A 23,019-nucleotide genomic window follows, 5' to 3' on the forward strand; every position below is an offset into this window, starting at 1 on the left:
ATTGAAGACAATATATATAAATCATATAATAGATATTAAGGAAAATTGTGTATATTAATATACTTAATTCAACGGGCTATTAAAGCACTGTATTGAAATTAAGAAATAAAATAGATACTCCGATTTTTTACAGAGGAAATAACATATAGGAATCCATTACAAAAATTTAAGAGGTACATATTTAAAAATCTTTGAGATACAGCATGTACCTCTTAATAGTGGAAGGTGGATTCCTATAAATATTTTTATGTAAAAGTTTAAGTTACACTTATTCGATTATAACTACTTCTAGAGATTGTATTGATTGAATAATTTAAAAACTAGACAAGCTTGTAAAATAACTTAATCCTAATTTTAAGGAGAAGAACATTTTGAAAAATAGAAGTGATTATTTATTAATACTTAGGGCTTTAATAATTATATATTGCGTATATGATTATATTGAAGAGAAGGTATTCTCTACAAATATGGTTATACTGTTGTTAATCTACATTATAACCAGTGTTTTGTATTTTGTTCTTATAAAATATAAAAACAGTATAATTATACCAGTAACTTCTATTATAGTAATATTATATTCGAGCATATATATAAATAATCTATTTATAGTGTTATTGCCCTGTTCAATATATGATATTATAAATGCAATTAATCTAAGTAAAATAATATTTTCAGTGGTATCATTAGTAATGCTTATTATTATGAGTATAAGCATTCAACCTATATATGTTTTCATAGTTTTACTAATTGTAATGCTAGATTCAATTTTTACAAAACATTTTGCAAGAATTGATAATCTTCTAAAGGAAAATGATTTTCTTAGAGAAAAAAATTACAACTACACTAAAGAGATAGATGATTTAAAAAGTTATGAGAAACAAGTTTTATATACAACTCAAGTAGAGGAACGTAATTCATTATCCCAAAAGATGCATGACAAGGTTGGACATACAATTGCAGCAAGTCTAATGCAGCTTGAGGCTGCTAAATTTATAATGAAGAGTGACAAAGACAAGGCTGAAGCAATGATTGACAATTCCATTAGAGTGCTAAGAGATGGGATGGATGATATAAGAATTACTTTAAGAAAAATAAAACCTCCAACTGAGCAGTTAGGAATAAATAGAGTAAAGATGGCGTTAGAAGATTGTACAAAAGGAACAGAATTAAAATATAGTTTGATATATACAGGAGACCTTAATAAAATAAAGTATAGTCACTGGATCATAATTATTGAGAGTATTAAAGAAAGTTTGACTAATACTATAAAATACTCTAATGCTAGTAATGTTGAAGTGGCTATCGATGTATTAAATAAAGTTATAAGGGTTTTTGTTAAGGATAATGGATTAGGAATAGTTAATGTAAAAAAGGGATTAGGGCTTTCAGGAATTGAGCAAAGATGTATAGATGCTGGTGGTAATGCACTATTTGATGGAAGTGACGGTTTTGCAGTAACTTTATTATTACCTATATTAAAGGAGAGAGAGCATGAGTATAAGACTTCTAATATGTGATGATGATGCATTAATTAGAGAAAGTCTAAGGATAATTTTGTCGATGGATGAAGAGATAGATGTTATAGATGTAGCGGAAAATGGGCTAAAGGCATTAGATAGTTGTATAAAGAACATAATAGATATAGTTTTACTTGATATAAGAATGCCTTTAATGAATGGAGTAGATGCTACTAGAGAGATAATAAGCAAAACTAAGTCAAAGGTTATTATACTTACTACTTTTGATGAAGATGAATATATAAAACAGGCTTTAAGTAATGGCGCTAGTGGATATATATTGAAAAATAATCCTCCAGATAAGATTATAAATACAATAAAGTTAGTTGCCAGTGGAAATAGCGTAATGGAGGAAAGTGTATTTAATAAGTTTAAAGAAAATATGTCTTATGATGAAGAAAAGATAGATATTTCTCTATTTACTGAAAGAGAGTTAGAGATAATAAGAGCTATATCAGAAGGTATGTCTAATAAGGAAATATCAGCTAAGTTATTCATATCCGAGGGAACAGTGAAGAACTATATAACTAATATTTTAAATAAGACAGGCTTGAATCATAGAACTCAAATCGCCATATATTATATAAAAGGTAAGGTTTAATTTAAGAGCACTATAATGAAATTAATTGGTTATGCATCCAATGCTTTGATTCTAGATATAGCCAGGGCACAGAGTTGTTTATGATATAAGTAATGTGAAATAAAGATGATATATATGACGAAAGTCATATGAAGATATGACCTTCTCTACTGATAAAGTAGAGGAGGTTTTTCTATAATATAAATATAGAAACAAGAAAATAAATCGTGAAGCGATCTTAAATAAAATGTTATATCGAGAGGAGAATTTATAATGAATTTATTAAGTATTAAGAATTTAACTAAAAGATTTGGTGATTATGTAGCGGTGGACAATCTTTCGTTTGAGGTTAAAGAAGGGGAGATATTTGGGCTACTCGGACCAAATGGAGCAGGAAAGAGTACAACAATTAATATAATGACTGGACTTCTTAAACCAACTAGAGGTGAAATATATTTGTTTGGAAAAGACTTCAAGTCAAATGAAAGGCTAATAAAAAGCCAAATAGGGTTGGTGCCTCAAAGTCTTGCTATTTATAGCTCATTAAGTGCAGAGGAGAATGTAAGCTTTTTTGCAGGATTATATGGATTAAAAGGAAAAGAACTAAAGGTAGCTGTAGAACAAGCACTAGAATTTACAGGGCTTTTAGAACATAGAAAAACTCAAGCAAAGAAATTTTCTGGAGGAATGGCAAGAAGACTTAATATAGCTTGTGCAATAGCACATAAGCCTAAGTTAATAATAATGGATGAACCTACAGTAGGGATAGATCCTCAATCAAGAAATCATATACTAAGATCTGTTAAAGAACTAAATAGGCAAGGATGTACAGTTATATATACCTCACACTACATGGAGGAGGTTGAAGAGCTGTGTTCTAGGATAGTTATTATGGACCATGGTAAGGTAATTGCTGAAGGAACTAAGGAAGCTTTAATATCTATAGTATCAGATACTCAAAGTCTTGAAATTCAAGTTGAGGGTATAGAAAAGCTAGTTGAAAAAGAATTGAAAGAGATACCAGGAGTTAAAGGTTTTGAAATAAATGATGAAAAGATAACTATAAATTCAGTAAGAGAAATAAATAACTTAGATAAGATAATCAGTTATTTTAGCAGCAAAGATATGTTAATAAGAAATATAGAGTATAAAAAGATAAATTTAGAAACTGTATTTTTAAGTCTTACAGGTAGAAAGCTTAGAGATTAGGAGGAAATATCATGAGGATTTTAAAACATGTAGGTTATTCTATATTGTATTCAATCAAAGAAAGATCCGGTTTAGTGTCAATGTTAGTATTTCCAATAGTTTTTATGGTGATACTTGGAAGCGCGCTAGCCAATGCTTTTGATAGTACAGTGGATTTAGATAAGATGAATATAGTTTATGTAGATAATGGTTCAAAAGATACTAAAGATATCTTTGATAGATTTAAACAAGAGCAAAAAGACGGCAAAGTAACCTTTAAGGAAATCAGCAATATAAATGAAGCTAAGGAAATAGTAAGGAAGAACTCAGATAATATATTAGTAGAACTTCAAAGTGATAAAATACAAGTTTATAAAAATGAAAAAGATAATATTTCAGTAAATATTGTTATGGGTGGACTACAGGGGATAGTAGAAAGATATGGTGTATACGGCGCTATAGTTAAACTTGCTCCACAAAATATAAAATTAGTGAATGATGATTTTTCGAAGAGCTATACAAAAGTGAATACTGTATCAATAGGTAGACAGACTAGCTCCTTTGATTATTATGGAGTAGTTGAAATAACAATGATGATATTATATGGTGGAATGTTTGGGTACTTTATGGTAGTTGAAGGAAGAAACATGAAGATAGAGGGAAGAACCATTGTATCTGGTGTGTCTAGAGGTGAGTATGTATTTACTAAGATAATAGCAACCTTCATTATAACCATTGTAACACTGATACCTGCATTTTTATTTTCTACATTCGTTTTGAAAACTTACTGGGGAGATCATCTTCTAAGTATATTAGTAGTAATGCTAGCTTTAAATCTATTTTCATCATCCTTAGGTGTATGTCTTGGATTCATAGTTAAAGATGAAAAGACTGGTCAAATGCTTTTAAATGTTGTTATAATTCCAGCTTTAACATTCCTTGGTGGAGGATATGTTTATATAAGTGAAAATGTTACTGGTGCTTTAGCTATAGCAACAAAGTTGTCGCCAGTAAGATGGGTAAATAGAACTATTATTAATATAGCGTTTAATAATGATTTCTCTAAATTCAATACAACATTGTTAATATGTGTTGGATTATCAGTATTATTTATGATACTACCATTTATTATTAGAAGAGAGGAAGCTTAAAATGAATGAGATTTTGGTTTTAGTAAAGAAAAACTTGAAATTAATTTTTGATTCTCCAAAAGCATTAATGCAGCTTTTAGTACCAGTGCTTGTAATTTTGGTGTTTATGAAATTATATAGTGTATCTCAAGGTGTAATAAGAGTAGGTATCATAGATAATGATAATTCTAAAGTATCAAGCCAAGTAATAGATAATGTAAAGAATATGACTCAGGTAGATATAGTGACTATAAATGATGAGAAAGATATAAAAGAAAAGCTAACTCAGAATGACATAATTTTAGCTATATCAATACCTAAGGGTTTTGAAAATGATATTATGTCCGGAAATATTACTGGAGCAGAAGTTTATTCCTCTAAGGCAAATAACTTCACAGATAGCTTGAAAGGGGTATTAGATTTTCAAACTAAAAATATCTCTGATTTAGGAAAAGCCTCTTATGGAGATAAGGATAAGTTTTATAAGATGCTAGAAGAGTACAAAAATGGATCTGTTAAGATTGAAAAGACTCCGCTTAAGGACAAAGGTGATGGATTGGCTGTAACAGAGGCAAGTATTGGGTTTATGATATATTACATGATGTTAAGATCTATAATGATATCAGGACTAACAATAAAGGAGAAAAAGGAGAATACTTATTCAAGAATATTTGTAGCTCCAGTATCCACAATAAAATACACTTTTGCCAATATATTATCTAACGTAATCTTCTTAGCACTTCAAGTAGTTATTATTTTAGTTTCACTAAAATATGTATTTAATATAGAAACAGGCGTTGATTTATTACCAATGTTCTTGCTTTTAATTATGATATCAATAGTAACCGTTGCTTTTGGCATGTTATGTATAGCATTGTTCAATGAATCGCAAAGCTTCTCTACCTTTACTAGCTTAATAGTCACTGCAACTGCAATGTTTTCTGGATGCTTTGTTCCAGCAAAATTATTGCCAGATACAGTTCAGAAGGTATCCTTCTTTACACCTCAAAGATGGGTTATTGATGGAATACAAAAACTGCAAAATGGTAATAGTTTAAGTGATATAGGACTAAATTTTGCTGTTCTTCTGTTATTTTCAGTAGCTTTCTTGTTAATAGCCGCATACAGAATGAGACATAGTCAAAAAGCAATGAATTCGATGACATAAGATATCTTTTGTTGAAATATATAATGAAAATCTTAACCTATTTAAAAATATTTAGGAAAAAAGTTAACTTACTAATGGATGTAAGTTGACTTTTTTGTCAATAAGTGATTAGATATAACTATAGATGTCTTAATTGCACACCTTTGTGCAAACGATTGCCCTAATAAAGAGGAGGAGAATTTATGGTTAAAAAGAGGCTTAAGAATAAGGGAAAAAAGAAGGATTTAGAATCATCAGTTAAATCTAAACGTTTGAAACCTTCGCTCTCATCTAAACTTAGCAACAAGCAAATTGATAACGTTTTTATTAAGGATATCTTTAGTATAAAAAGCTTACTTGGAAGATTAGTTATCGCCTTTGTAACTCTAGTATTAGTTGTTATGATAATTACTACTTCGTTTAATTTCGTAGTTATGTCAAGTAGTATGACTAAAGAGTTTAAGGCATCTACAGATCATATTTTAAATCAGAACAAACATTATGTAAGAATAATAAGTGATTTTTCAGATCAGATATCCTTTCAGATATTATCAAATGCGAACATTACTGATGCTATGAGTTTTTCAAGTACTGAAAGAGATCAGGTCCTAAGTAAAGCTTCAGACGCCAAACAGAACCTTCAAAAAATCATAGGTCTTAATAATAGTGGAGTATTAGATAGTATATATTTATATAAAGATAATGATGGATTGTCAATTAACACTAAAAATGAGGTGTTTGAAGATTCTTCACAAAAAATAGGAGAAGAAGCTAAAAAAACAGAATGGTATAAAAAAGCAATTGATGAACCAGGGAAAGGCTTCTGGGCAGTTACAGATCAAGACGGAGAAAAGAAGTTAAGTTATATTAAGTCAGTAAATAATGGGGTTTCAAGCAAACAGCTTGGAGTGCTTCAAATAAATGTACCAGATACTATATTTAAAAAAGCCATGGAAGATATTAATATAGGGGATAATGGAAAGGTATTAATAGTCGATGAAAAAGGAGAATTAATTGGAGGGAATACTGAAGTAAGCCTAGGGAATAAATATAATGAGAGTTTTTATTCTTCTATAAAGGACAAGCAAGAAGGAGAGCTTACTGAGAAAATAAATGGACAATCGTATTACATAGCATATTCTACGTTATCAGAGACTGGATGGAAGTATGTAGCGTTAATACCAACAAGTGAACTGTATAGTACTGCACTTCATGTAGGTAAATATTCATTAATAATACTAGTAGTATGTTTGTTTTTAGCAGCATTAGGATCTATTCCAATATCAATGCAAATCACTGTACCAATAAAGAATTTTATAGCTTTGGTTACAAAGGTTTCTAATTGTGATTTTACAGTTATATCTGATAAAAAGTACAAGATAAAAGAATTAAATGAGTTATCCATTAACTTTAACAATATGGTTACAAGGCTAAAAGGTGCATTAACCAACACTGCAATATTGGCAGACGAAACAGCATCTATTTCAGCTAATCTTTTAGAGGTATCTAATAGTATAAATGAAAAATCAGAGGATGTTGTTAGAAATATACAAGAAATATCAATAGGATCATCTAAACAGGCAGAAGATACTATGAATTGTGCATCGATAAATACAGATCTAGATGACCAGCTTAAGTACACTACTGAGGTATTAGTAACCCTTAATGATGCAAAAGAAAATGCCATAGATGCTATAAAGAATAATACTAAAGATATAAACGAACTACATGAAACCTCAAAAGAGAATTCTCAGGCTATGACTGAAGTTGCTAGTACTATAAATAAGTTAACTAATAGTACACAGCTAATCTTGAAGATATTGAATGAGATAAATAGTATAACTAGTCAAACCAATCTTTTATCACTAAATGCATCTATTGAGGCAGCAAGAGCAGGGGAGGCTGGAAAAGGATTTTCAGTTGTAGCAAATGAGATAAGAAAGCTAGCAGAGCAATCACAAAAGGCTTCATTAGAAATAAAAAATATAATTGGAGATGTAAATTCAGCTATTAATGATTCTATGATAATCGCGGATAGTGCAAAGGAAGCTTTTGAAAAAGAACAGTTGCAGGTTAAATCAACTATAGAATCCTTTAGTGAGTTAGAAAAGACCTTTGGAGAAGTTTCAGCTGCAATAGAGCAATCAATGACTTCCGTAAGAAATATAGACGAAGGAAAGAATAGCTTGAATATGGCTATAGGAAATATTGCTGCTATTTCACAGCAGAATACCGCGGCTACAGAAGAAGTAACAGCAGTAATAGAAGATGAAGCATTGGATAACAAGAAAATTAATGAATTGGCTTTAGATTTAAATGGACAAGCTGAAAGCTTAAGAGAAGTAATAGAGAAATTTAAGTTATAAACCACTTAATTTCAATAATAATATTAAACATATCATTAAAATAAAGTAAATAAGAAACCAGCTTGATCAAATCTCAAGCTGGTTTTTGTAAATTATATACGAACTTTAAATAGATGTACTAAACTAAGAACTAATGTTAGTTTTTTCAATAGTAAGGATTGCCCCATCATTTGATATATCAGATACTGTTCTACCAAGAGCTTTAATCTTTCCAGAAATACATCCTCTACAGTGAGCAGGAGTATCGTTTATACATATCTTTCCTGGATATAAAGCATAAAGCCTTCTATAATCACCTTCAGTAACATTAGGCATTACAACATTGGCACCACTTTCAAGGGCTATAACTCTGCCGTTCTTATTGAGAGTTTCCATAGCAGTAGTTGCAGTAATTCTTATACCAGGCATAAGAAGTCTAGTTAAAGCCATAACCTTAATTGACATATGGAAGTCACCACCAGTACAATCAGCCAGTGGAGTATCGCCGTTTGGTATAAATGGACCAATACCTATCATATTAGCATCTATTTCTTTAAAGAATAGAAGATCATCTGCTATAGATTCAATTGTTTGATTAGGAAGTCCAACTAATGAACCACAACCTACTTCATAGCCTAAGCTCTTTAAATCTCTAAGACATCTTTTTCTTTCGGCATGACTCATACCAGGATCAAGTTCATGATATAAATCCTCATCAGTAGTTTCTATTCTAAGTAGATATCTATCAGCACCAGCTTCTCTTAGTGCTTTGTACTCTTCATAAGTTTTTTCACCTATACTTATAGTAAGAGTAACGCCTAGTGCTTTTATCTTTCTTATAATGCTAGACATTCTATCTATAGTAAAGTAATCATCTTCTCCACCTTGAAGAACTAAATTCTTATAACCATAACCAACTGCTTTAGTGGCAAAATCTAAAATTTCTTCTTCAGATAATCTATATCTTTCAATGTTTTTATTATCTCGTCTAAGCCCACAATACATGCAGTTTCTCTTGCATATGTTTGTAAATTCTATAAGCCCTCTTAAAAGAACTTCATTTCCACGATATTCTTCTCGAACTTCATCAGCTGCTTTATATATTGCATCATTTATTTCGTCATTTTTTAAAAGTTCAACTAACTCATCCTTTGTAAGACAATGAGTTTCTTTAGCTTTTTGTACTAACTCCATTAGTTTATCCATAAACTCCTCCTAAAAACGGACCTTTGATATTCGTAATAATTATACTATTTAAGTGGCGTTTTTGAAAGAAAAAGTTTGTAACATATTTGGTTACCAAATATGGGGATAATATAAATTTGAAAATACAGATTGTAAAAAGTATATAATTTTATTTTTATTCCTTAGAAATTTATAACTCAATTATGATAATGGATAATTATGAGAACATACTTAAGGCATAATATAAGTTAAAGAATAAAAAAACAAGAATATGTCGCCTGTAAGATTCTTCATATGTGTTCAAAAAGACAGATGAGCAAAAAAGATTTACTAAAGAAGCTCGCTTTAGCGGATTTTTTTACTAGTGGTTAGAATATAAGGATACAATATCTTTAAGATAGTTAAAATTTAAATAGAATTTCATGCATTGACAAGGGTTATGAGATAATGTATGATTAGGTTACAGGGTTATTAAAAGTAATTAAGTATATTTTATATAGAGGTGAAAGTTATGATAAGAAAAATAAAAAGTAGTGATATGGGACGTAGCAAAAATGAATGGCTTGATAGTTTATTTCATTTTTCATTTGCAGATTATTTTAATGTAGAAAACATTAGTTTCGGAGATTTAAGGGTAATAAATGATGATTTGATTCAGCCTCATACAGGTTTTGATATGCATCCACATAAGGATATGGAGATAATATCATATGGTATAGAAGGAGAACTTACTCATGAAGACTCAATGGGAAGCAAAGGCGTAATAGGAAGAGGCCAAGTACAGTATATGAGTGCTGGAACCGGGGTTTATCATAGTGAGCACAATAAAGGGGACGTAACCGCAAGATTCCTTCAAATATGGGTTTTACCAGACAAGAAGAATCATACTCCTCAATACGGAGATTTTAAATTTGATTGGGAAGAAAGAAAAAATAAATGGTTTCATTTTGTTTCTTCAAAAGAAGGAGATGCACCTATAAAGGTAAACCAAGACATAAACTTCTATGCACTTGAACTAGAGGAAGGCAATGAAATTGACTTTGCTGTAGGGAACAGAAGACAGGCATATATGGTGCAAATAGAAGGAACAAGTGCAGTGAATGGCACAGAGCTTAATCAAAGAGATGCTGCTGAGATTGTTGAAGAAGATGTAAAGATAAAGGCAACAGAAAAATCTCATATACTAGTTATAGAGATGACAAAGAAAAATGTGATTTGGAGATAATCAAGAAGTGATTATTTAGTGAAATAGATCTTAAAGTGCTTGCAAACCTACATTTTAGGCATAAATTTTTAAAAAGTTATGAATTTAAAAATTTAAAAAGTTTTATTGATAAATATTTATATAGAGAAAATTTTATAAATTTACTGTAGTACTGCGGTTCATAGTTTATTGTGCATCGATTTAATTTAAAGGAAATATGATGTTGGTAAATTTGCATTTAATAAATATAATAGGTTATCCATAATAATAACATATTAAGCATTATTGTATGCTTAATATTGAATGATTTACCATATTAGGAATAAGGATGAGATATAAAAAGCTACTGGTTATACAACTTTTTATATCTCATTTCTTACTTTAAAGGAAACAGAATGCTTTAAAAATTATTGTAGAAAATAGATAGCTTATTAATTATGGTACACCTATAAAGTTAAAGTAAAAGTATAAATATAAATATATAAGTTATAAGCAAAACTTAAGTTCTAGTTAATTTAGTATTAATAGTTTAATGATCATGAATATTAACTTAATAAGTAGAAAGTATGAATCATAGTACATATTTCCATTAATTTGAAAAGATATTTCACACTACTTTAAGGTGGAACATAGTATAGTGTATAACAATACTTGGAGTTGAAGGCTAAATGCTTTATGCACTGATTTTAGCAGGAGGCAAGGGAACAAGACTTTATCCACTATCTAGATCAGACAGACCTAAACAGTTTTTGAAGGTGGTAAATAACAAAAGCTTTTTAGTTAATACTGTTGACAGAGTTCGCCCATTGGTACCGACTGACAATATCTATGTTATTACCAATAAAGATTATGAGAATCAAATAAAAGAAGAGCTATCAGACATTTGTGCTGATAATATATTCACAGAACCCAGCAATAAGGAGACTGCTACCTGCATAGGACTTGCAGCTGTAAAACTTCTTAAAAATGATAAGGATGCTGTGATGTTGGTATTACCTTCAGATCATCATATCGAAGGTGAGAAAAACTTCTTAGACACTTTAGAACAGGCGGTGGAAATAGCAGATAGAAGAAGAGGTATAGTAACTTTAGGGATTGAACCAACTAGACCGGAAACTGGATATGGTTATATTGAGATGGGCGAAAGAGTTGGTGGAAATATAGCTACTTTTAAGGTTGCCAGGTTTACTGAGAAACCTAATGTAGAGGTAGCAAAAGACTTTTTACTAAAGGGGACCTATCTTTGGAACAGCGGTATGTTTGTTTTTAGAGCAGACGTAATTTTGAGAGAGATAGAAAAATATCTTCCTAAGATGTATAAAAGTTTGATGGAGATATATAAGAACCTTGGAACAGAAAACGAAGAAAATACAATAACAGAGCAATATTGCTTGATAGACGGTATCTCCATAGATTTTGGAGTTATGCAAAAAACAAGAAAGGCCTATGTTCTGAAGAGTGACTTTTTATGGGATGATATAGGAAGCTTTAGTGCATTAAGTAGATTTTTAAGTAACCATAGGAACAATAGTATTTCAAAGAATGTGTTTTTAGAGGAATGCGAAAACTGTTCTGTATTTGGTAATAAAAATCTAGTAATAGGCTTTGGAATAAAGGACTTAGTCATAGTAGACGCAGGTGATGTTATCTTGGTTATGGATAAAGATAAAGACCAAGAGATTAAGCATCTTTTAAATACACTTAATGATGATGACAATTATATAAAGTATATTTAATTAAAAATAGGTGCTCTAAAACCATTAACTAAATGGTTTTAGAGCACCTTTAAATATACAATATTATGTAAATATGAAAAGAAGTGTCTTAGTGCATTATTCAAAAAAGTAGGATATATAAATAAACTGAAAAATTCCGATTATATAAAATATAAAAAAGGTCGCTTTTATACATATAAATGTTACAATTTGAAAAAAAGTTTACATTGGAGATGAAGATATGATGTGTTTAAGAAAAAAGTAACATATTTTCATGTATTATTATAAAACAACAGTAAATTTATACTAAACTAAAAAATGATTCGACTTTTTAGTTTAGCCAAAATGTTAATTTTTTTTTATTTATAAAATAGTTATTATTAAATTATTTAAAGTTAGAAATTATGTATTTTTTTAATCTATATGGTAAAAAAAGTAATTATATAGCTAGCTTAATTGTGTTACAATCGAATATAATGTAAGTATATGTAGAAATTAAAGAGAGAATCGACGACACAATATTACAATAAGTGTATTTATAGTGTGTTATTATAAACAAGCACTCATTTGTTACTAAAGGTGACGGTATTATTGAACTATAACTTGGCCAGGTTAAAAGAATAATAATTAACATGTGCAAAAATAAATTGTAATACTTGGAGAAAATATGAAATTAAGAAAAACAATGAAGACATTAGGATTATCAGCTTTATTAGTAACATCATTTGGAGCGGTGGCATTTGCACAAAGTGGATCAGCAAGTGTTAACATACTTAACAATACTGTTAAATATAATTGGGATTACACTAAGCACAGTGATTATTCATCTGCAACCTCAAATATCAGTTGGGCTGGAAAATCAAGTTACTGGGTTGTTACACAAGCTACAAAATATTCTAGCTCTGGATCACAGCTTGAGACAGGATATGATTATGGATATTACAGTGCTGGTGTAAGTCTTCAAAATGCTTTAGGAAGTTCAGCTAAATTTAATTTTTCAGTACAACCTTATGACAGAAATTCATCTGTTTGGTGGGAAACTAGATAGTTTTAGAAATTTAAATAAGATATGTAGTATTGGACTGCATATCTTATTTGTTTAAGGAGGATATCTTGATTAAGCAAGTATTAAAAAATATAAGAACATATAAAAATATGGTTATAATCTTTATATTAATATTAACTATATGTCAGCTTTCAATTACGTTATTTACTGTAGGATATAAAAATACCGTGGAAGGCCTCAAAAAAGAGAATAACGGATTAGAAAGCACGTCTATAAATGTTACCGTTAATGGAGGATTAAAAGATAAAGGCTATTTATTAGATATATTTAATAACACAAAAGAAGATATTCAATTTAGATTAGTTTCTAATGTTTCAATTAATAAAATTGAAGGCAAGCCAAGGATATATATAGATTTATATAAAAACAATAAATCAATAGTTACACTCCCTACAATTAAAGGAAGTAACTTTAACAAAGAGGATATAAAAAACGGGAATACAGTTCTTATAGGTAAAAATTTATATAGAGATCTTAAGTTATCAGCAACACATGATACAATAATCATATTAGGAAAAGAGTATACTGTTAAAGGTATAATTGGTGATGATAGGTTTAATACAAATTTAGATTACTCCATCGTACTTGCTTGTAATGATATTAGTAAAGACTTTAGAGAGCTTATATTTAAAAATGGTGGCGTAGACATGATACTTAATGGCAAAGGAAATGAAGTGGCAGTGGCCAAAGAGTTAAGTAGATTTGTAAGTCAGAAGGAAGAATATCCTTCGATTGAAGTAAAGGCTATAGAAAGCAATCAAGATATTTTACTTAATGCTTTTGGTGACAATACATATTTTTTAATTTTAATTATTATGACATATATTTTGGCCATATCGGCTTGTATATATATTATCAACTATTTAATTAAAATTATGGAACCAAAGCTTTCTATAAGAATAGCTTTTGGAAGTAGTATTATTAATACAATGATATTTATGTTTGTCAATATTATAATTATGGCCTTAGTAGCGACTATGATTTCTATAGTTTTATTGATGGTTATTAAATCTTATTTAGCTAATATGATAAATATTAGTTTTGGTCTATATCTAGATAACTTAGCTATTTCTATAGCTTTATGTATGTCAAATAGCTTAATAATAGTCGGAATAAATTTATTTAATATTTTAAGGATAAATCCATCAACAAATATCAATAAGATTTAAGTTATCCACGGAGGAAAAATGAGAACTTTATTATATAATTCCATTAAGAAAAGAAAACTAAGTATAATGTTTATTTTAATAAACCTAATTATAGCAGTAATAATAATGTATGATTTACTGCATATGGTTAATATGAATAATTTAGAAAATAATATCATGAGCAATTATGTTAATTTAGATAGTACCATATTACTTCAGTATGCTGATTTTAATAAGCCCTTGGATGAAATGAAGAACGATATGGAAACAATAAGTGGTTTTCTTAAGGACAAAAATGTCAGTTATGGAGGATATGCATATACAAACTATCAATTTAAGGAATTGATGGACAATAAAAAATATATAGAACTGAATACTTATCAATGGAAGAGTGATCCTTTAGGTGTTAAACCAATGGCCTCTAAACTTTTATATGTTGATAGAGATATAGTAAATATGATACCAGACAAGAGTGGGCAAATTAAAAAGCTTTATAGCAGCAACATGGAGGAAATTCCTTTAGTTTTAGGCAATTCCTATAAAGATATTTTTAGTGTTGGTCAAGAGCTTACGGATGTAGAAAATGTTAAGTATAAAATAATAGGCTTTTTGGATAAGGGAAGTAGCTGGATAAGTTCGGGTGCCTTTTATAGAGAAGTGCCGAAGAATTTGGACGATTACTTTGTACTCCCATACAATACTAAAACGGATTTTCAAGCATTTGCAATAACGGCCATAGGTAGAAATTATATTATAGAAGCTAAGGATAAAAAAGAAAGTAATACAATTTCAGAAGAATTAACAACTATAGCTGGTAATAAAAAGATTAATATAAATCCTTTAAGCACATATGAACTTTTACTAGATTCAAAAAAATCAAGACAACAATATATAAGCTATATGAGTGCAATATCCTTAGTTGTAATAGTTTTTATAACAGTAATAGATTCATTATCCATGATGATATCTATTGATGAAAGGAAATACGATATATCTGTTATGATAACTCAGGGAGCTAGTAATAAATTTTTAGCTTGTTATGTTTTTATTGAGAATTTAATAATATTTTTGGCATCATTAATACTAGGATTTGCTTTTAATTTTATATGGAAAAGTGATAAAGTAATATTTTTGTTTGCCTACAAAAGTGTTGAGCTTAAGCCTATAATTATGGTTTCAACTATACTTTTAGGAATATGTATGCTTTCGGTTATACTGCCAATTAAGAAAATATTGAGTATTAATCCAAGTAAATTGATAGTGGAGTGATGGTATGAATATACAATTAAGAGGAATAAGTAAATCATATGGAAATAAAAATAGTAGCTTTACAGCTTTAAAAGATATAAATCTTTGTGTAGAGAAAGGTGAAATGATAGCAATAATGGGACCTTCTGGTTCTGGGAAAACAACCTTACTAAATATTATGGGACTCATGGACAAACCTACCGTGGGAAATTATATTTTAGATGGTGAGGACACATTGAAATTCAACAACTCAAAACTATCGAAATTTAGAAATAAAAACATAGCTTTTATATTTCAAAATTTTGCATTAGTAAATAACGAGACTGTAGTCGATAATGTTTTGATGCCTTTGAATTTTAGAAGATTGAGTGCTTCAGATAAGAAAAAGAGGGTTATGGATGCTATAGAGTCAGTTGGCTTAAGTGATAAAATTAAGAGTAAAATAAATGAATTATCTGGTGGGCAAAAACAAAGAGTCGCTATAGCAAGGGCTATTGCAGCTGATACAGATATAATTTTAGCTGATGAACCTACCGGTGCTTTGGACAGGGATACTGGAAAAGATATATTAGACAAACTAAGAACTTTAAATAAAGAAGGTAAGACTATAATAATTATAACTCATGATATAACTGTAGCTGAATATTGTGATAGAACTATTTATATTGAGGATGGAAGATTGATAGAAAAAGAAGTAATTCCAGTTTAGGAATTACTTCTTTTTCCTATTTTAAGCTTAAAAGTGTATGGTTTATTTAATATTAAGAAAGGCTATCTACAGCCTTTCTAGCCCACTCTGAGTCTTTAAGTATAGCTCTTCCAACTCCTATTAAGTCGGCTTTTTCATCAGCCAAAATTTGCTCTGCAGCATTAACATCAACAACGCCACCAGTTAAAATTATAGGTGTCTTAACAACTTTTTTTAACTCATCAGTTACAGGATAGAAATAGCCCTGTTCTGTAAAACCAGGTACCATAAAGCGATTATAGCCACCAGAAATATCTAAAATATCAACTCCAGCTTTTTCAAATTCTTTAGCAGCTATTTTAGCATCTTCAAGAGTAGCTCCACCTTCTTCGTAGTCTAAGGCACCTAATCTTAATAGTATAGGGAAGCCATCTCCAACAGCTTCTTTTACTGCCTTGATAACTTCAAGATGTATTCTTATCCTGTTTAAAATATCTCCGCCATATTCATCTGTTCTCTTGTTGAACATAGGTGAGTAGAATTGGTTAAGCAGATATGCATGCGCTGAATGGATTTCTACAGCATCAAAACCAGCTTCTTTAACTCTTCTAGCAGCTTCAGCAAAATCTTTTACAACTTTCTTTATATCTTCCTTCGAAAGCTCTTTTGTAACGATCTTTGTGTATGGGTTTTCTATAGCAGAAGGAGCTTCTGGTAGTGTACCTGTAACTTCTTCTTTTGTAGATCCTCCAGCATGATTTATCTGCATAACTGCTTTTGAACCATTATTTTGAATAGTTTTAGCTAGTACTTTTAGAGCATTAACATCATTATCTCTAGAAATAGAGAGCTGATTATGATTTGCTTTACCTTCTTTTGAGATATAGCTATGTTCTATAATTATTAGTCCTATATAGCCACCTTTTGATTTTTCGTCGTAGTAATTTATAATATCTTCTGTAAGTTCACCAGTTACACCAGCTTTAGAAGTCGCCATTGGCGGCATTACTAGACGATTTGTTAGATTTAATTTACTAGTGTTTAAGGAATTAAGTAATTTTGACATGAAATAATCCTCCTAAATTATAGATAACTTAAATATCTGGATGTAGCACTTCATAATGGAATCTATATTTTCGGATTGAAGCGTTACATCTTTATTAGTCTTATAGAAAAAGTATATATTATTTGCAAGTTAATTTAAATACTATAGTAAATGAAAAATAATAACTAAATTCTCATAATTAAGGTGATATCTATTTTTTAATTTAATAACTTGAAAAATTAGTTGTGTTTAAGACTATTATTGAAATTAAGTGGTTATGCAGGAGATGCTCTTTGCGCAAGCTTATTAAAGCATCGTATGACTAACCATTTAATTTCAACACAATGCTTTAACATTGCATAATTTTAAGAAGCAACGCTTGCCCTATACTGACTTGGCGTAAGGCCTGTATATCTTTTAAAGGTTTTAGAAAAATGTTTTTCATTTGTGTAGCCTACCATATAAGCAATCTCATAGTTTTTTAAAAGCTTATTTTTTAATAATTCCTTAGATTTTTCTATACGGTATTTATGAAGAAACTCGAGAAAGTTTATTCCTATTTCTTGTTTAAATAGCTGACTGATATAACCAGGGGTCAAATGTATTTCTCGTGCTATACTTTCCAAGGTGATGTCTTTTGAATAATTCTCTGTAATAAAGTTTATTGCTAGTTTTATAAGAGAATTATTTTTATTTAATGGATTAGTTTTTGCAAATATATTAGATATAATAAGTTCAAGTTGATTTTTTAGTTCATCTATGGTTTCGCATTGAAGTACTACATCAAAAGGTGAACTTAGTTTTGATAAAGCATTTATATCAATATCATTTTCTATACAAAACTTATTAATGGAGCCTAGAAGAGACAGGGTAGCGCCTTGAATATTCTTCTTAGTAGGCATACCACCATTACAAAGTTTATCATAAAAGCTATTTAATGATGGCCTGATTTCTTCAATTGCACCAGTTCGAAGATAATTTATTAACTTAAGTTCTTCAGCTATTGGATAGGGATTATTTACAACTTTATAACTGTTTATATAATCTGAATGAATTATATTGTTATCACCAAGAAAAAATTTAAATTCTAAGGCAGCTTTAGCATTTAAGTAAGAAGAATTTATATCTTCTAACCTATTTACTGTTTTTCCGAGGGCTAGAGTTACAGAAAAACCTAAAAAAGCTTTTATAGAATTTCTTATATTTTCAAGTAAAAGGTAAATAGTATCACTTTTTGCCGTTTCGTTATTGAAGGACAGGAAAACAATAATATCATCATCTTCTTCAAAGTAATCCATATATTCCACTGTATTTAAAGCTTCTGAGGCAATGGTTTTTATAGAGCTTTTTATGAAATCTATATCAGAATCATTAAACAGGTCATATATAAGGGTAGAGTGGTCTATAGATATTATGAAGATTAATAAGTTTTCGTATTCAAGGTTATATAATAATATATTTTCTTCAGATACTTTAGTTTTGTTATAGGGTTTTAATATAAGTTCTTGAAGTATGTTCTTCTTAATTATTGGTAAATATTCATTGAGATTACCTTCATATTTTTTTAGAAGTTCATCCTTTAATCTCTCTTCTATGAGTTTGTTTTTGGCATCTATTACTGAATCCAATATTTCTGATGGACGGCAAGGTTTCAAGAGATAGTTACAGGCTGATAAGCTTATTGCTTTTTTGGCATAAGCAAAATCATCATAACCACTCAATATAATGCACTTTGAATTAAGGCCATTTGAAAATATATTTTCTAATAGTTCGATGCCATTCATTTTAGGCATCTTAATATCCATTATTATTATATCTGGTTTTATTTTAAGAATTTGCTCTAAGGCACTTACTCCGTTATCTGCTTCACCGCATATCTCAATATCATAACTGTTCCAGTCAATTAATTCCTTTAAACCTTCAACAAGTTCTATTTCATCGTCGACCAAAAATAATGTATACATGCAAATTATCTCCTTTATATAAACAGTAGGGTTTATCAGAAAAGTTGTATATTAGTCTGCAAATACTATTATTGAAATTAAGATGTTGCAACGGAGATGCTATATGAGCAAACAATTAGAATTAAATGGTTTTCGGAGATGGAGTAGCGTGAAAAAACTGTATTGTTCGAACGTAGTGAGTTATACAGTTTTAGCTATGGAATTGTAGAAAACCATATTAATTCTTTGTGAAGCTCATTGAAGTATCGGAGGTGCGACATCTTAATTTCAACATAATTCTTTATATTAAAGCGATATATCTTTAATTGGAATAGATATCATGATTTTTGTACCTTGTCCGATTTTACTTTCCATATTTAATGAGTAGTTTTCTCCGTAGTAAAGTGATAGTCTTTGATTTACATTTCCTATAGCATAGCCTTTTTGCTTATTGAGTGAGTTAGCATTATTGGAATTACTATTAAGCAAAGAATTTATTGTTTCATCATCAATTCCATTACCGTTATCTTCAATTGAAAATACCAAGTTATCTTCTACAACGGCACCAGTTACAGAAATATAGCTCTTATCACTATCAGCTTCTGTACCATGTATTATTGCATTTTCTACGAAAGGTTGTATTATCAATTTTGGAATTGAATAACCAAGTATATCATCATCAATAGCTACAGAGTATTCGAGTTTATTTCTAAATCTCTTTCCTTGAAGTAACAGGTAGTTCTCTATAAACTCTTTTTCTGACTTTACTAAAATGAAATCTTGTCCATTATTTAGAGTAGTACGAAATAGCTTTGATAAAGCATACACCATTTCACTTATCTCAGGTTGTTTAGCTTTTTCTGATTTCCAAAATATCATATCCAAAGTATTGTATAAAAAGTGAGGATTGATTTGGGCTTGCAGAGCCTTTAATTCAGCTTCTTTTTCTTTAAGCTGAAGCTTATAAACTCTATTAATAAGGTTTTGGATGTTATCAACCATATCATTATACTGATATACTAACATTCCTATTTCATCATTAAATTTATAATCAACTTTTTCTTTAAAGTTTCCACTTTTTACTCTTCTCATAGAAGCAAGTAATTGTTTTATAGGGTTTGTGAGTTTAGATGATACAAATATTGATATGAAAAATGAAATTATAAGGCAAAAACCGATTACTGTAAGTGTCATTGTCATTATAGAACTAAGACTTTTAAACATTTCTACTTGGGAGGTAAGGGATATTAATTTCCAATGACTTTCTTTTATGACACTAGAAGTAGCTAAAAGGTCTGAACCATTTAGGTTTAGATTTTCATATTTATTGTCTTCTGTTAGTTTAGAAAAAACATTGTCTATATTTGTACCACTAAGATATTTTTTTGTATCCTTGGAGGAGATAATGTTATTTTTATCATCTATAAGTGCTATACTGTCAGAGCCTTTTAGGCCTTGTGAGTAAAGGTTTTCAATGAAAGATGTATTTATACATATTACCATAAGTCCAGATTCTTCTAGAGTATTAGTGTCAATGATTGTCCTAACCATTGCTATCTTAGGACTCCTATTATCAGAAATCAGTATATTATTTCTACTTCCTATATTAACCCATAGAGGAGCACCTTTTAAGTCATGAGCATTTTTGTAAACCTCGCTTTTTTTTACAGCATCATAAGAGGAGAGGCCATTACTTCCATCCTTGCTTAAGTAATATTTAGATCCCTTATCACCATATATAACTATAAAGCTTATATAATCCTTAGATGCAAGCAATATATTTAATGGTTCTAATCCATACTTAGTAAACTTTTCATACTCGTCAGAGGCCTCATTAGTAGTAACCAAAGATTGAATTAGGGGATTTAAGCATATGAATGTAGATAAGTCGGTAACATCTTTTTGTAAGAAGTCTATGCTGTCTGCAGTTTGATTAATGTCTTTAATATTAATAGAAGTTACTTCATCTTTTAAAGACTTTGAAGCTACTAAATAAGAATAACCACCTAGTATCAAACAAATTATAGATAAAATACAGACATAAAAAATCAATATTTTATTTTTAATACTAAGATTCATATAATTTATATTGAATTTTACCAAGCCTTTCTTAAGGTAACCCATACGTGACTCCTTTTATATCGGATAGATTCATTTTTGTTTCATATATATTTTACATTAAAAGAAATATTGTTTCAATTTATGGAAGTGCAACTTATTAATTCTTTGCGCAAGCTCATTAAAACATTGGATGCGTGACCACTTAATTTCAACACGGTTCTTTGACAGCACTTAAACTTATTGTTAAATAAATTTCAAGTTCTGAAAAATGATACCATTTTCTGAATTTTGGATACTACTAATTTTTACCTAAGGTTTATATAATTACTCTGTAGATTAACTGTATTAATAAATTCTAGTACAAAGTGGTAGATAAAAACATAGGTAAATTGGAGAAATATATGAAAATAAAAAGTTATAGAATTATTAGATATATAGTAATAGCAGTGTTTATTGTGGTTACTTGCACTAGTTGTAGCAGTGATATTATTAGTACTACATCAAGTAAAGGTTATCATAAAGCTGGGAAAGTTACTATAAGATTTTTATCTAACTTACCAGAAAGAGAATCAGGTCAAGGGAAGCTTGAGCAACTACTGATAGACAAATACATGAGTGAAAATAGTAATGTAAATATTGAAGTGGAAGCATATCAGGATGAACCTTACAAACAGAGATTTAAGGCATATGCCATAAGTGATAATTTGCCAGACATATTCTTTGTTTGGGGTCAGCCATCATTCTTTAATCCAGTGATGAAAGGTGGATATGTTTGTGAGCTAGATAGCAATAAATTTAAAAAAGATGAATTTAAAGATGGAGCACTAGAAGGTTTTAGTCTTGATGGAAGGCTATATGGAGTGCCTAAAAGTATGGATTATATGGCTCTTTACTATAATAAAGATCTATTTAATAAAAATGGAATAGAGCTACCTAATAATTTTAAAGAGCTTATTGAGGTTTGTAAGAGCTTTAGAGATAAAGGGATTATTCCTATTACTATAAATATCAAAGATAAGTGGCCTTTGGCACTACTATATCAGGAATTAGTGCTTATGGAGGGACAAGATCAAAGCTTTATATATGATGCTATACACGGTAAAGAAAGTTTTATAGATAATCCTGTATTTAAAAAAGCAGCAGAGGATTTAAAGCTCCTTATAGATGCTTGTGGTATTGCTGATACAATGACGCAGCTTGATTACAATACTTCTATGAATTTATTTACAAAAAAGGAGAGTGCAATGATATATACAGGTTCATGGGAGATTGGGATGGTAAACAATACAGAGTTACCTGAGGAGTTTAGAAATCAAATGGAAGTAAGTAAGATGCCTTTAGTATTAGAGTCTAATTCTAATGATGATGCTCTGGTTGCTTGGAATGGGGGAGGTTATGCAATATCTTCTAAATCCCAGGTTAAAGATGAGGCTATAAAGTTTTTAGAGTACTTAATGAAGCCTGAGAATTGGGCTAAGAAAGGTTTTGAAAAGGGGTTAATAGTTCCTGCACAAAAGTATGAGAACTATTCAAATAAAAAAGAAACAAAGATACAAAAAGAATTGGTAGGCATACTCAATAATTCTAAATCATTGAGTGGCACCTCATGGCATGATAGCTTGACTCCGAATTTCAAGCTAAACATAGAAGAATTATGCTATCAGCTAGCAGCAGGAAGGATAAGCCCAGATTACTTTCTAAAAGAGATAGATAAGGAGGTAAAGAGTGAAAATATAAGCAGTGTAAAGTGAGTGTACTAGTGTGTTTTAACTAAATTGCACCAGTACAAAGTGTTAAAGGTGAAGATTA

Annotated in this window: 17 protein-coding genes; 13 read left to right on the forward strand and 4 right to left on the reverse strand. The window is 29.7% G+C overall.

The window, feature by feature from the left end:
* Positions 1–371: 371 nt before the first annotated feature.
* From OCU55_RS15410 to OCU55_RS15435, 6 genes are all read left to right on the forward strand, one after another.
* Positions 372–1,517, forward strand: a complete 1,146-nt coding sequence (locus tag OCU55_RS15410) for a sensor histidine kinase (RefSeq protein ID WP_261853182.1) — start codon at positions 372–374, stop codon at positions 1,515–1,517.
* Complete coding sequence (locus OCU55_RS15415) at positions 1,492–2,118, forward strand: response regulator transcription factor (protein WP_261853183.1); 627 nt, start codon at positions 1,492–1,494, stop codon at positions 2,116–2,118. The genes OCU55_RS15410 and OCU55_RS15415 overlap by 26 nt, the downstream gene beginning before the upstream one ends.
* A 252-nt stretch (positions 2,119–2,370) precedes the next feature.
* Positions 2,371–3,306 carry an ABC transporter ATP-binding protein gene (locus tag OCU55_RS15420; protein ID WP_261853184.1) on the forward strand — a complete coding sequence of 312 codons (936 nt, stop codon included), beginning with the start codon at positions 2,371–2,373 and terminating at the stop codon, positions 3,304–3,306.
* An 11-nt stretch (positions 3,307–3,317) separates the two neighbouring features.
* The gene (locus OCU55_RS15425; RefSeq protein WP_261853185.1) at positions 3,318–4,436 is read left to right on the forward strand and encodes an ABC transporter permease; all 1,119 of its coding nucleotides are present in this window, start codon (positions 3,318–3,320) and stop codon (positions 4,434–4,436) included.
* Between the two features lies 1 nt (position 4,437).
* A complete protein-coding gene (locus OCU55_RS15430) occupies positions 4,438–5,583 on the forward strand; it encodes an ABC transporter permease (RefSeq protein ID WP_261853186.1) in 1,146 nt (381 codons plus the stop codon).
* 182 nt (positions 5,584–5,765) lie between these two features.
* The gene (locus OCU55_RS15435) at positions 5,766–7,928 is read left to right on the forward strand and encodes a methyl-accepting chemotaxis protein (protein WP_261853187.1); all 2,163 of its coding nucleotides are present in this window, start codon (positions 5,766–5,768) and stop codon (positions 7,926–7,928) included.
* A gap of 123 nt (positions 7,929–8,051) precedes the next feature.
* Here OCU55_RS15435 and hydE read toward each other — a convergent pair whose 3' ends face one another.
* Positions 8,052–9,113 (reverse strand): [FeFe] hydrogenase H-cluster radical SAM maturase HydE, encoded by a 1,062-nt coding sequence (gene hydE / locus OCU55_RS15440; RefSeq protein WP_261853188.1) that lies wholly within the window; start codon positions 9,111–9,113, stop codon positions 8,052–8,054.
* Between the two features lie 490 nt (positions 9,114–9,603).
* On the opposite strand from hydE, the gene OCU55_RS15445 reads away from it, so the two are divergent.
* The 6 genes from OCU55_RS15445 (at position 9,604) to OCU55_RS15470 (ending at position 16,182) form a co-directional block, all read left to right on the forward strand.
* Positions 9,604–10,317, forward strand: a complete 714-nt coding sequence (locus OCU55_RS15445) for a pirin family protein (protein WP_261853189.1) — start codon at positions 9,604–9,606, stop codon at positions 10,315–10,317.
* Between the two features lie 647 nt (positions 10,318–10,964).
* Positions 10,965–12,032: a mannose-1-phosphate guanylyltransferase gene (locus OCU55_RS15450; protein WP_261853190.1), complete on the forward strand. Its 1,068-nt coding sequence runs from the start codon at positions 10,965–10,967 to the stop codon at positions 12,030–12,032.
* Positions 12,033–12,678: 646 nt separating this feature from the next.
* A complete protein-coding gene (locus tag OCU55_RS15455; RefSeq protein ID WP_261853191.1) occupies positions 12,679–13,059 on the forward strand; it encodes a hypothetical protein in 381 nt (126 codons plus the stop codon).
* 65 nt (positions 13,060–13,124) lie between these two features.
* On the forward strand, positions 13,125–14,246 hold the full coding sequence (locus tag OCU55_RS15460) for an ABC transporter permease family protein (RefSeq protein ID WP_261853192.1): 1,122 nt from the start codon (positions 13,125–13,127) through the stop codon (positions 14,244–14,246).
* A gap of 18 nt (positions 14,247–14,264) precedes the next feature.
* Positions 14,265–15,494 (forward strand): ABC transporter permease, encoded by a 1,230-nt coding sequence (locus OCU55_RS15465; protein WP_261853193.1) that lies wholly within the window; start codon positions 14,265–14,267, stop codon positions 15,492–15,494.
* A gap of 4 nt (positions 15,495–15,498) precedes the next feature.
* Positions 15,499–16,182 (forward strand): ABC transporter ATP-binding protein, encoded by a 684-nt coding sequence (locus OCU55_RS15470; RefSeq protein WP_261853194.1) that lies wholly within the window; start codon positions 15,499–15,501, stop codon positions 16,180–16,182.
* A gap of 52 nt (positions 16,183–16,234) precedes the next feature.
* On the opposite strand, the gene OCU55_RS15475 is transcribed toward OCU55_RS15470, so the two are convergent.
* The 3 genes from OCU55_RS15475 to OCU55_RS15485 all read right to left on the reverse strand — a co-directional run bounded on the left by OCU55_RS15475 (position 16,235) and on the right by OCU55_RS15485 (position 21,273).
* A complete protein-coding gene (locus OCU55_RS15475; protein ID WP_261853195.1) occupies positions 16,235–17,227 on the reverse strand; it encodes an NADH:flavin oxidoreductase in 993 nt (330 codons plus the stop codon).
* 344 nt (positions 17,228–17,571) lie between these two features.
* Complete coding sequence (locus OCU55_RS15480) at positions 17,572–19,170, reverse strand: response regulator (RefSeq protein ID WP_261853196.1); 1,599 nt, start codon at positions 19,168–19,170, stop codon at positions 17,572–17,574.
* 285 nt (positions 19,171–19,455) lie between these two features.
* Positions 19,456–21,273: a sensor histidine kinase gene (locus tag OCU55_RS15485; RefSeq protein WP_261853197.1), complete on the reverse strand. Its 1,818-nt coding sequence runs from the start codon at positions 21,271–21,273 to the stop codon at positions 19,456–19,458.
* 338 nt (positions 21,274–21,611) lie between these two features.
* On the opposite strand from OCU55_RS15485, the gene OCU55_RS15490 reads away from it, so the two are divergent.
* Entirely contained in the window at positions 21,612–22,961 is a 1,350-nt protein-coding gene (locus tag OCU55_RS15490) for an ABC transporter substrate-binding protein (protein ID WP_261853198.1), read from the forward strand.
* Positions 22,962–23,019 lie beyond the last annotated feature (58 nt).

The organism is Clostridium folliculivorans, from assembly GCF_024341905.1.
GTDB classification, from domain to species: Bacteria; Bacillota; Clostridia; order Clostridiales; family Clostridiaceae; genus Clostridium_AR; species Clostridium_AR folliculivorans.

Excerpts from the sequence above, each read along its gene's own strand:
- hydE (WP_261853188.1), bottom strand. The coding sequence starts at position 9,113 with ATGGATAAACTAATGGAGTTAGTACAAAAAGCTAAAGAAACTCATTGT.
- OCU55_RS15450 (WP_261853190.1), top strand. The coding sequence starts at position 10,965 with ATGCTTTATGCACTGATTTTAGCAGGAGGCAAGGGAACAAGACTTTAT.
- OCU55_RS15465 (WP_261853193.1), top strand. The coding sequence starts at position 14,265 with ATGAGAACTTTATTATATAATTCCATTAAGAAAAGAAAACTAAGTATA.
- OCU55_RS15485 (WP_261853197.1), bottom strand. The coding sequence starts at position 21,273 with ATGGGTTACCTTAAGAAAGGCTTGGTAAAATTCAATATAAATTATATG.
- OCU55_RS15435 (WP_261853187.1), top strand. The coding sequence starts at position 5,766 with ATGGTTAAAAAGAGGCTTAAGAATAAGGGAAAAAAGAAGGATTTAGAA.
- OCU55_RS15455 (WP_261853191.1), top strand. The coding sequence starts at position 12,679 with ATGAAATTAAGAAAAACAATGAAGACATTAGGATTATCAGCTTTATTA.
- OCU55_RS15445 (WP_261853189.1), top strand. The coding sequence starts at position 9,604 with ATGATAAGAAAAATAAAAAGTAGTGATATGGGACGTAGCAAAAATGAA.
- OCU55_RS15480 (WP_261853196.1), bottom strand. The coding sequence starts at position 19,170 with ATGTATACATTATTTTTGGTCGACGATGAAATAGAACTTGTTGAAGGT.
- OCU55_RS15470 (WP_261853194.1), top strand. The coding sequence starts at position 15,499 with ATGAATATACAATTAAGAGGAATAAGTAAATCATATGGAAATAAAAAT.
- OCU55_RS15475 (WP_261853195.1), bottom strand. The coding sequence starts at position 17,227 with ATGTCAAAATTACTTAATTCCTTAAACACTAGTAAATTAAATCTAACA.
- OCU55_RS15490 (WP_261853198.1), top strand. The coding sequence starts at position 21,612 with ATGAAAATAAAAAGTTATAGAATTATTAGATATATAGTAATAGCAGTG.
- OCU55_RS15430 (WP_261853186.1), top strand. The coding sequence starts at position 4,438 with ATGAATGAGATTTTGGTTTTAGTAAAGAAAAACTTGAAATTAATTTTT.
- OCU55_RS15420 (WP_261853184.1), top strand. The coding sequence starts at position 2,371 with ATGAATTTATTAAGTATTAAGAATTTAACTAAAAGATTTGGTGATTAT.
- OCU55_RS15415 (WP_261853183.1), top strand. The coding sequence starts at position 1,492 with ATGAGTATAAGACTTCTAATATGTGATGATGATGCATTAATTAGAGAA.
- OCU55_RS15425 (WP_261853185.1), top strand. The coding sequence starts at position 3,318 with ATGAGGATTTTAAAACATGTAGGTTATTCTATATTGTATTCAATCAAA.